The sequence below is a fragment of the Stenotrophomonas sp. YIM B13575 genome, assembly GCF_042787595.1.
Classification (GTDB): domain Bacteria; phylum Pseudomonadota; class Gammaproteobacteria; order Xanthomonadales; family Xanthomonadaceae; genus Stenotrophomonas; species Stenotrophomonas lactitubi_B.
This window is the reverse complement of record NZ_JBHZOP010000059.1, coordinates 1-8787: the sequence shown is the minus strand read 5'-3', so window position 1 is coordinate 8787 and position 8787 is coordinate 1. Positions and strand designations below refer to the sequence as shown.

Sequence of the window (8787 nt, the reverse complement as noted above, 5' to 3'; positions counted from 1 at the left end):
GCGCCATGGATGGCGCCATCGAGCTTACAGGGACGTACTTGCAGCGTCCCCTGCACGGCCCACCCGCCCCGCCAAGCGCGGCTTTTGATCTGAGCGGCCAACCACGAGGGGCTGCGCCGTTGGCCGGAAACTACGCCACCGCGCGAAGGATCAACGCCAGGATCGCCGGCACCGCCTGGATCATGAAGATGCGCCGGCTCACGCTGTACGCGCCATAGCAGCCCGCCACCACCACGCACGCCAGCGAGAACGTCACCAGCACCGGCTGCGCCAACACCAGCCCCACCACGATGCCTGCCGCCAGGAAGCCGTTGTACAGGCCCTGGTTCGCCGCGAGCACGCGCGTGGTCTCCGCCTTCTCCGGCGTATTGCGGAACGTCTTCAGACCCAGCGGGCGGGTCCACAGGAACATCTCCAGCACCAGGAAATAAACGTGCAGCAGTGCGACCAGCAGGGTCAGGGCGAGCGCGATCCAGTACATGGGCGGTTCCTTGAACAGGGATGGAGAATGAGGTCAGATCCCTTTCCCTGCGGGAAAGGGATCTGACCCCGGAAAATCAGCGGTCGCGCGGCAGCTTCTTTTCTTCGCGCAGCACGCCGAACGCAGCAGCGGTCATGCACGCGGCCACCACCACCCCGCCGACGAATACCACGTGCGAACCGAACAGGGACAGCCCCTTGTGCACCCAGGTGAAGCTCAGGTCAGCGCCGCGGTAGACCGCCGTATCGATGGCCGCGCCGGCCTTGTAGCGCCACTGGCGGTCCACACGGGTGTAGATGGTTTCGCGTGCTGGCTTGAACAGCGAGAACTCGCTGGCCCGGGTCAACACCTGCACCACCGCCACCATCATCGGCAGAGGCGAGGCAGCCAGCACAGAGAAGCCGAGCAGGATGGCGAAGGCGGGAATCAGCAGGGCCGGGGCGATGCCATGACGCGACAGCAGCCAGCGGGTCAGGCTCAACTGCAGCAATAGCGTCAATGCGTTCACCGCCAGGTCGATGCGCGAGAAGAACGCAGTGCTGGCGGCTGGATCGCTGACGGCCGCGCGCACGATGCTGGCCTGCTGGTTGTACAGCAGGGTGCCCACGCCCACACCGAACATCACCAGGACTGCCAGCCAGCGCAGCAGCGGCTCACGAACGATCAGCTTCAGGCCATCGAGCACGCTGCCACCCATGGGCTTTTCACCCGACACCAGCTGCTGCTCGCGTTCGCGCAGCACCGCCCAATGCCGCAGGCGCCAGATGCAGAACAGGCAGATGATCAGGAAACCGGCCGACACCAGCATCAGGTTGGCGATGCCAACGCGCTGCGCCAGCGCACTGGTAATGAGCGGGCCAAGGAAGGCACCGATGGTGCCGGCCGCACCGATATAGCCGTAGTAGGCACGCGCCTGCGCGTTGGAGAACACGTCGGCCATGAAGCTCCAGAACACGGCCACTGCGAACAGGTTGAACACCATCACCCAGAGGAAGAAGGCCATGCCCCGCCCCGGCACTTGGCTGTCGAACAGCGCATAGAAGCCCAGCAGGGTGGCAATGAAGAATCCGTACACCGCCGGCAGGAACACCCGCCGCGGGAAGCGGCTGACCAGCCAGCCATAGACCGGCTGCAGCACCAGCATGATCACGAACACGCAGGAAAACAGGAACTGCAGGACAAAGTCCTTCAGCGCGATGCCGTGGCTGGCGAACCAGGCGATCAGCACCGGTGGGAACACCGTCTCCAGGTCGGCCGAGGCGGCCATCGCTTCGCGCACCGGGCGCAGCACGTAGTAGCCGCTGAGCAGGCAGAAGAAGTACAGGAACGACCACCAGAGCGCCGGCGACTCGCGCAGCGCTGCGACCAGCTTCTTCAGCGGACCGCCCGCAGTGGCCGCGCTCACGCGGCTCCCCTCGCCAGCAAACGGCGGTTGGACAGCGGCATGGCAGGCTCCGGGGGCAGTGAAGCGCGTACGTTATCCAATGCACTGCAACATCGCCAGCGCAGGCGGCGCTGATGGCTGCAACGCAGTGTCACGGACCGGCCCGGCGGACACCTTGTGATACACGCTTTTCTGGCGTCAAAACTCCAACTTTTTCAACGAGATGCGCATTCATCTTCGCTTTGTTTGTGCACAGGCGAAAAGCGGCGCTAGAATCATCCCCAGCAGTCGCGCACGGGTTCCAACCGATGAAAAAGAACAGCCTGCGTCGTCCGATCCGTTCGGCGGCCACCGGTTTGCTGGGCATGTTGATGCCCCTTGCCTTGTCCACCACCGCGCAGACCCCGCCGGCCTTGCCGCCGATGCCGACCAACATCGAGACCGCTGCCGGTGGCGCCATCGCCCACACCCAGCCAGCGGCCTACCGCACCGGCCTGGTGCCGCAGGTGCAGTTGCCGGCCGCCGGTTTCAACGTCGCCAACATCGAATCGATGGCGCAGCAGCTCACCTATGGCGAGCGCGTTCCGGGCATGGCGGTGGCCATCGTGCAGGGCGGTCGTGTGCTCAGCGCGCGCGGCTACGGCGTCACCGACGTCAACAACCCGCTGCCGGTCGATGCCCACACCGTGTTCCGCCTGGCGTCGCTGTCCAAGGCCTTCGCCGGCACCATGGCCGGCCTGCTGGTCAATGACGGCACGCTGCGCTGGGACAGCAAGGTCACCGACTACGTGCCGGGCTTCCGCCTGAACTCGCCGGAAGCCACCGACCGCCTGACCGTGGCCGATGTGCTCAGCCATCGCGTCGGCCTGCCGTACAACGCCTACGACCGCGACATCGAAGGCAATGCCGAGTACTACGCGCTGACCCAGAAGCTGGCCAACACCAGCCTGAAGTGCCTGCCGGGCGACTGCTACGCCTACCAGAATGTGGCCTTCAGCCTGATCGGCGACGTCGTCTACGCCGCTTCCGGCAGTTTCTACGAGCAGTCGGTCGAACGCCGCATCTTCAAGCCGCTCGGCATGAACGATGCCAGCCTTGGCCTGGCCGGCATCCAGGCCAGTTCGCGCTGGGCGCGCCCGCACGTGCGCAGCCGCAACGGCTGGGTATCGCTGACGCCGAAGCCGACCTATTACCGCGTTGCCCCTGCTGCCGGCGTCAACGCCAGCGCCAGTGACATGGCGCAGTGGCTGCTGGCCCATACCGGCCACCGCCCGGACGTGCTGCCGGCGCCGCTGCTGGCCACCCTGCACTCCAGCCTGATCAACACCCCGGGCGAGATGCGTTCGGGCTGGCGCCGTGAACGCCTGCACTCGGCCGGCTACGCGCTGGGCTGGCGCACCTTCGACTACGCCGGTCACGATGTCGTGTTCCATGCCGGCGCCGTGCAGGGTTACCGCGGCCTGGTGGCATTGGTACCGGAGCGCGACCTCGGCATCGCCATCATGTGGAACGGTGAAAGCGGCCTGCCCAGCGGCCTGCTGCCGACCGTGCTCGACGCAGCCCTCGGCCTGCCGTCGCAGCGCTGGCTGGATGTGGATACCGACTTCGGCAGCGACAACCTGATGGCCGAAGGCGCCGCCCCGGCACAGCAGGACAAGCGCAAGGGCAAGGGTGCCTCGGGCAACCGCGCGGTGGCCTCGCCGCGCTGAGCTGGCGAACTCGACCGTGAGCAGAAGGGCGGCCCACGGGTCGCCCTTTTTTTGTTGTTGTAGAGGCGAGCCCATGCTCGGCTGATTCAAGCAGCCGAGCATGGTTCGGCTCCACCGTTCCGCAGGGCTAGTGGGCGAAGTAGTGCATTCCGCCATCCACCGGAATCACCGCCCCAGTGATGTACCCCGCCAACGGGGAGGCCAGGAATGCAACCAGGTGCGCCACCTCCTCCGGTTCGCCGAAACGCCCCATCGGGATGTTGCGGGCGATGAACTCACGTCGGCTCTCTTCGGTGGGATGCAGACGATCCAGGATCTGCGCGCTGTTGATACGTCCTGGTGCAATCGAGTTGATGGTGATGCCCTCGCCCGCCACGTCGCAGGACAGTCCCTTGCTCCACAGATGCAGCGCCGCTTTCGCCGGGCTCGCGGCATTCACCGCGCGCGGCTCCATCGACCCACTGAGGTTGATGACACGCCCCCAGCCATTGGCCCGCATCGACGGCAGCAACGCCTGCGTCAGCCGTCGTGCCGCCGAGAAGTTCAGCGCCATCGCCTCGTCCCACACCTCATCTGCTGCAGCCACGCCGGCCAGCCGTGCACCACCGGCCGCATTGACCAGGATATCCACGCGCTGCAGCGCCTGCAGCGACGCGCTGGCAATGCGCTGCACATCGTCGGCGTCGGTCAGATCGCCCAGCAGCACGACCGGTGCTGGCCCACCCGCCGCCTCGATCGCGGCCGCCACCGACTGCAACGGCGCCTGCCGCCGCGCAGTGATCGCCATGCGCACACCCAGCGTCGCCAACACCCGCGCGACACCAGCGCCGATGCCACTACCTGCGCCGGTGACCAGCGCGGTACGTCCTTCAAGATCCAGTTTCATGTGTTGCCCTGCCAGGTTCTACCGGCCCATCTGGCCGTGCGGACATGCTCTTTGAATACCCTCGATTGATAAACTTCGACGAGGTTTCAACATTCAGAACCCGGGGTGTCAGATGAACCTGTTGGAGAGCATGCAGGTCTATGTGCTGGCCGTGGAAAAGGGCAGCCTGAGTGCCGCGGCGTCGGCACTGGACATCTCCGCGACGATGGCCGGCAAGCACCTGCGCGCCCTGGAAAAACGGCTGGGCATGCAGCTGTTGAGCCGCACCACCCGACGGCAGCACATGACCGCGTTCGGTGAGGCCTACTACGGCCGCTGCAAGGAGATCCTGCGCCTGGTGGAGGAAACCGATGCACAGGCCCAGCATCACCATCTGGCACCGGCGGGCAAGCTGCGGATCAGTGCGCCGGTGATCTTCGGCACGCATGCGCTGGTCCCGGCACTGTCGACCTATATGGACCGCTACCCCGAGGTCAGTGTCGAACTGGTGCTGACCGATCGCGTGGTCGAACTGGCCGATGAGGGATTCGAGGCCGCCATCCGCATCGGCATGCTGGCCGACACCACGCATCTGGTGGCGCGTCCGCTCAGCCCCTATCGACTGACCCTGTGTGCATCACCGGCCTACCTCGCACGGCAGGGCACGCCGCATAGCGTGCAGGCGCTGCAGCAACATGAATGCCTGTCGCTGGATCCGGCGGCGCTGTCGCACTGGCTGGGCAACGAGGCAACGTCAGCGACGCAGCCACCCTCAGGACGCCTGCAGATCAACAACGGAGAAGCGTTGCGGCTGGCCGCGCTGCAGGGTCAGGGCATCATCCTGCAGTCGAGCCTGCTGCTGGCAGCGGACATCGATGCGGGTGGCCTGGTCCCGTTGCTGCCGGAGCATGGCCGCCGCGGACGGCCCATGCACGTGGTCTATCCGCACGACCGTTATCACTCGACCCGCCTGCGCAGCTTCGTGGATTTCCTGATCGAGCGGTTTCCCTGCGACGCAGCGGGTGAACGCAGCTGGCCAGGCACAGACAGGCCATAAAAAAACCCCCTCCCCGCTGGGCAGTCGGGGAAGGGGTCTCAGGGTACGGCTATCGGGAAGTACTTAGATCAGCGGTGCCGGCGTTGCCGGAAGGGCCACCGGGGCCGCCTTCTTCTTGCGGGCGGCCGGCTTGCGCTTGGCAACCTTCTTGGCAGCCTTCTTCGGGGCAGCCTTCTTGGTCGCCTTCTTCGCAGTCTTCTTCACCGCTTTCTTGGCGGTCTTCTTTACCGCCTTCTTCACTGCCTTCTTGGCGACCTTCTTGGCCGGCTTGCGGGCGGTGGCTTTCTTGGCGGTCTTCTTTACGGCTTTCTTGGCAGTCTTCTTGGTGGCCTTCTTGGCTACCTTCTTGACGGCCTTCTTCGCGGTCTTCTTTACGGCCTTCTTGGCAGTGGACTTCTTGGCTACCTTCTTCGCAGCCTTCTTCACTGTCTTCTTCGCCGTGGCCTTCTTGGCGACCTTCTTGGCAGCCTTCTTCACTGCCTTCTTGGCGGTCGCCTTCTTCGCGACCTTCTTCACTGCCTTCTTGGCAGCGGCCTTCTTGGCGACTTTCTTCACCGCTTTCTTGGCGGCGGGCTTTTTCTTCGCAGCTTTCTTGGTTGCCATGGTGATGGCTCCTCGTCAGTGATAGGGAGTTGAAACGCCCAGGTGGATCAAACCCGCCCATGCTGCGTGCGGGGACCGCCGGCGCGTCAGGCGCGCCGTTACGGATGCGGTGATGCCCGCCACGATCGGCGGAGCAGGCATCGGAACAGGGGTCGCCTTGCATTTCTCCGGGGGAAGCGGGGCCATGTCCACCGTCTTGAGGATCGCGGTGGTCTTCGAGGGGCTGCTTCGCATCGGACGATTGATTCTGCGCACTCGGTTTGGCAGGCAAGGTCTGCTGAGGCGAAACCTAATCACGGTTTTTTTTACTGTCAACAACCCCCGCGAAAAATTTTCACATCCGCCGCGTCCCGGGAGCCCTTCCCGCGCCTGCCGATGTTCCTCCGCGAGCACCGGCAAACACGGCGTCGCGCATCGTCGCTGCCATCGGCTGCGCACGAACAGCGAAGAAAAAACACTTGAAATAAGCACTCTGCGTCATGTAGAGGCCTGAAGTAGAGCGCCGCACGGCGACGTGGTCGTGCACGGCGAGGCACTCGCCAACGCCAGCACAACGGACCTGCAACAAGGGCAAAAACTTTTCACATCCGGACGCGCCGTCGCGGGGGTGGAAATGCAGATTTGCGCAAAACTGCGCACGCCCTTCGGCCGCGCTCAACACCGGCTGATGCCATGGCGATGGCATGCGGCGAACCGGTCGGCATAAGTTCGACGCGTCCTCCAAAACGAAAACGGCCACCCGAGGGTGGCCGTTTTCGTACCGGGGAAACGACGACTCAGTGGTCTTCGTCTTCCAGGCCTTCGGCGTACGCGTCCGGGTCCAGCAGTTCGTTGAGCTCTTCGCTGTTGGACACTTCGACCACGAACATCCAGCCGTCGCCGTAGGCGTCTTCGTTGATGGTTTCCGGCTTGTCGGCCAGCGCCGAGTTGACCTCGACGATGGTGCCGCTGATCGGGCTGTAGACGTCGGAGGCGGCCTTCACCGACTCGACGACCGCGATCTGCTCGTTGGCCTTGGCGGTCGTGCCGACTTCCGGCAGCTCGACGTAGACCAGGTCACCCAGCAGGCCCTGAGCGTGGTCGGAAATACCGACGGTCACGCGGCCATTGCCTTCGACACGGGCCCACTCATGGGACTTGAGGAACTTGAGGTCGCCGGGGATCTCGCTCATGGGACTGCTCCAGAGATATGCAGGGGGTGGAAAAAACGGGGCTAGTGTAACCAACCGGCCGCCACTGCTGGCAGTGACGACCGGCACGTTTGGATCACGCGTCGGCCAGCACGCCGGGCTGGGCCTGGCCTTCGCGCACGAACGGGAACTTGACCACCCGCACCGGCACCTGACGGCCGCGGATGTCGACGGTGACCTGACCGAGTTCACCGGCCGGCACGCGCGCGAATGCGATGCCCTTGGCCAGGGTCGGCGAGAAGGTGCCGGACAGGATCTCGCCCTGGCCTCCGGCCGTGGTGACCGCCTGGCCATGGCGCAGCACGCCCTTCTCATCCATCACCAGGCCGATCATCTGGCGTGCGTTGCCAGCGGCCTTCTGCGCCTCCAGCACATCGCGGCCGATGAAGTCGCGGCCTTCGTCCAGCGACACCGTCCAGGCCAGCGCCGCTTCGTAGGGGCTGATCGCTTCATCCATGTCCTGGCCGTACAGATTCATGCCGGCTTCCAGGCGCAGGGTGTCGCGCGCGCCGAGACCGGCCGGCTTCACGCCAGCGGCAAGCAGGCGGTTCCAGGACGCGACCACGGCATCCTGCGGCAGCAGGATCTCGAAACCGTCTTCGCCGGTGTAGCCGGTGCGGGCGACGAACAGTTCAACGCCGTCGTCGGACTGCACCTGCAGCGCGGCGAAGCGGCCGAGCTTGCCCAGCGACTCACGGTCGGCTTCGCGGGCCAGGCCGATGACGATGTCGCGCGCCTGCGGCCCCTGCACGGCGAGGATCGCCAGGTCCGGACGCTGCTCGACGGAGACGTTGAACGGCGCCGCCTGCTCGCGCAGCCACGCCAGATCCTTCTCGCGGGTGGAGGCATTGACCACCATGCGGAAGAAGTCTTCGCCCAGGTAATAGACGATCAGGTCGTCGATGACGCCGCCCTGCGGATTCAACATGCACGAGTACAGCGCCTTGCCGGTGGCCTTGAGCTTGTCGACCGAGTTGGCCAGCAGGCGGCGCAGGAACGGCTTGACCTGGTCGCCGCGCAGGTCGACCACGGTCATGTGGCTGACGTCGAACACGCCCGACTCACGACGCACCAGGTGGTGCTCGTCCAGCTGCGAGCCGTAGTGGATGGGCATGTCCCAACCCCCGAAATCGACCATCTTGGCGCCAAGGGCGCGGTGGGTATCGTTGAGCAGCGTCTTCTGGGTCATGACCGGGTCCGGCAGCAGAGGAAACAAGAACGCGCATTATCCCAGATCGGTCGGCCGCAGGTCGCGCCGCAGCGCAGCGGGGGGATGTTGGCCGGCCGGCGGCCGGCAGCGCTTTCTACAAGCCAGGCAACGGCAACGGCCAAAGCGCATCGGCTCGGCGACGTCTGTGGGGTGGTGGGGCGATGTAGGGTTGCGGGACACGCCGCAAGTACGTCCCTGTAGCAACTGTGTTTGCAGGAGGAGCTTCGGCCCTTCCTGCAGACGGGCACGGTAGTGCCGGCCGCTGGCCGGCAGCCTCTGGATGTACGC

Annotated in this window: 9 protein-coding genes; 3 read left to right on the top strand and 6 right to left on the bottom strand. The window is 65.3% G+C overall.

Features of this window, described 5'->3' with window-relative positions; all coding sequences use genetic code 11:
* Nucleotides 1-130: 130 nt before the first annotated feature.
* Together ACFX4F_RS11185 and ACFX4F_RS11180 are read right to left on the bottom strand one after the other, a co-directional pair.
* Nucleotides 131-481: a DUF1304 domain-containing protein gene (locus tag ACFX4F_RS11185; RefSeq protein ID WP_191078159.1), complete on the bottom strand. Its 351-nt coding sequence runs from the start codon at nt 479-481 to the stop codon at nt 131-133.
* A gap of 76 nt (nt 482-557) precedes the next feature.
* Nucleotides 558-1886 carry an NTP/NDP exchange transporter gene (locus tag ACFX4F_RS11180; protein WP_380655204.1) on the bottom strand — a complete coding sequence of 443 codons (1329 nt, stop codon included), beginning with the start codon at nt 1884-1886 and terminating at the stop codon, nt 558-560.
* Nucleotides 1887-2173: 287 nt separating this feature from the next.
* On the opposite strand from ACFX4F_RS11180, the gene ACFX4F_RS11175 reads away from it, so the two are divergent.
* On the top strand, nt 2174-3574 hold the full coding sequence (locus tag ACFX4F_RS11175) for a serine hydrolase (RefSeq protein WP_099818861.1): 1401 nt from the start codon (nt 2174-2176) through the stop codon (nt 3572-3574).
* A 127-nt stretch (nt 3575-3701) separates the two neighbouring features.
* Here the strand turns inward: ACFX4F_RS11175 and ACFX4F_RS11170 are convergent, their stop codons facing one another.
* Complete coding sequence (locus ACFX4F_RS11170) at nt 3702-4460, bottom strand: SDR family NAD(P)-dependent oxidoreductase (RefSeq protein WP_380655199.1); 759 nt, start codon at nt 4458-4460, stop codon at nt 3702-3704.
* 112 nt (nt 4461-4572) lie between these two features.
* On the opposite strand from ACFX4F_RS11170, the gene ACFX4F_RS11165 reads away from it, so the two are divergent.
* Nucleotides 4573-5496 (top strand): LysR family transcriptional regulator, encoded by a 924-nt coding sequence (locus tag ACFX4F_RS11165; protein WP_380655196.1) that lies wholly within the window; start codon nt 4573-4575, stop codon nt 5494-5496.
* 63 nt (nt 5497-5559) lie between these two features.
* Here ACFX4F_RS11165 and ACFX4F_RS11160 read toward each other — a convergent pair whose 3' ends face one another.
* Complete coding sequence (locus tag ACFX4F_RS11160) at nt 5560-6099, bottom strand: histone (RefSeq protein WP_089236507.1); 540 nt, start codon at nt 6097-6099, stop codon at nt 5560-5562.
* Between the two features lie 112 nt (nt 6100-6211).
* On the opposite strand from ACFX4F_RS11160, the gene ACFX4F_RS11155 reads away from it, so the two are divergent.
* Nucleotides 6212-6592, top strand: coding sequence for a hypothetical protein (locus ACFX4F_RS11155; protein ID WP_380655193.1), 381 nt, complete (start codon nt 6212-6214; stop codon nt 6590-6592).
* A gap of 283 nt (nt 6593-6875) precedes the next feature.
* On the opposite strand, the gene gcvH is transcribed toward ACFX4F_RS11155, so the two are convergent.
* Both gcvH and gcvT read right to left on the bottom strand, forming a co-directional pair.
* Nucleotides 6876-7271, bottom strand: a complete 396-nt coding sequence (gene gcvH, locus ACFX4F_RS11150; RefSeq protein WP_380655190.1) for a glycine cleavage system protein GcvH — start codon at nt 7269-7271, stop codon at nt 6876-6878.
* Nucleotides 7272-7365: 94 nt separating this feature from the next.
* Complete coding sequence (gene gcvT / locus ACFX4F_RS11145) at nt 7366-8478, bottom strand: glycine cleavage system aminomethyltransferase GcvT (protein ID WP_380655187.1); 1113 nt, start codon at nt 8476-8478, stop codon at nt 7366-7368.
* Nucleotides 8479-8787 lie beyond the last annotated feature (309 nt).

Excerpts from the sequence above, each read along its gene's own strand:
- ACFX4F_RS11155 (WP_380655193.1), top strand. The coding sequence starts at position 6,212 with ATGCCCGCCACGATCGGCGGAGCAGGCATCGGAACAGGGGTCGCCTTG.
- ACFX4F_RS11165 (WP_380655196.1), top strand. The coding sequence starts at position 4,573 with ATGAACCTGTTGGAGAGCATGCAGGTCTATGTGCTGGCCGTGGAAAAG.
- ACFX4F_RS11170 (WP_380655199.1), bottom strand. The coding sequence starts at position 4,460 with ATGAAACTGGATCTTGAAGGACGTACCGCGCTGGTCACCGGCGCAGGT.
- ACFX4F_RS11175 (WP_099818861.1), top strand. The coding sequence starts at position 2,174 with ATGAAAAAGAACAGCCTGCGTCGTCCGATCCGTTCGGCGGCCACCGGT.
- gcvH (WP_380655190.1), bottom strand. The coding sequence starts at position 7,271 with ATGAGCGAGATCCCCGGCGACCTCAAGTTCCTCAAGTCCCATGAGTGG.
- gcvT (WP_380655187.1), bottom strand. The coding sequence starts at position 8,478 with ATGACCCAGAAGACGCTGCTCAACGATACCCACCGCGCCCTTGGCGCC.
- ACFX4F_RS11185 (WP_191078159.1), bottom strand. The coding sequence starts at position 481 with ATGTACTGGATCGCGCTCGCCCTGACCCTGCTGGTCGCACTGCTGCAC.
- ACFX4F_RS11160 (WP_089236507.1), bottom strand. The coding sequence starts at position 6,099 with ATGGCAACCAAGAAAGCTGCGAAGAAAAAGCCCGCCGCCAAGAAAGCG.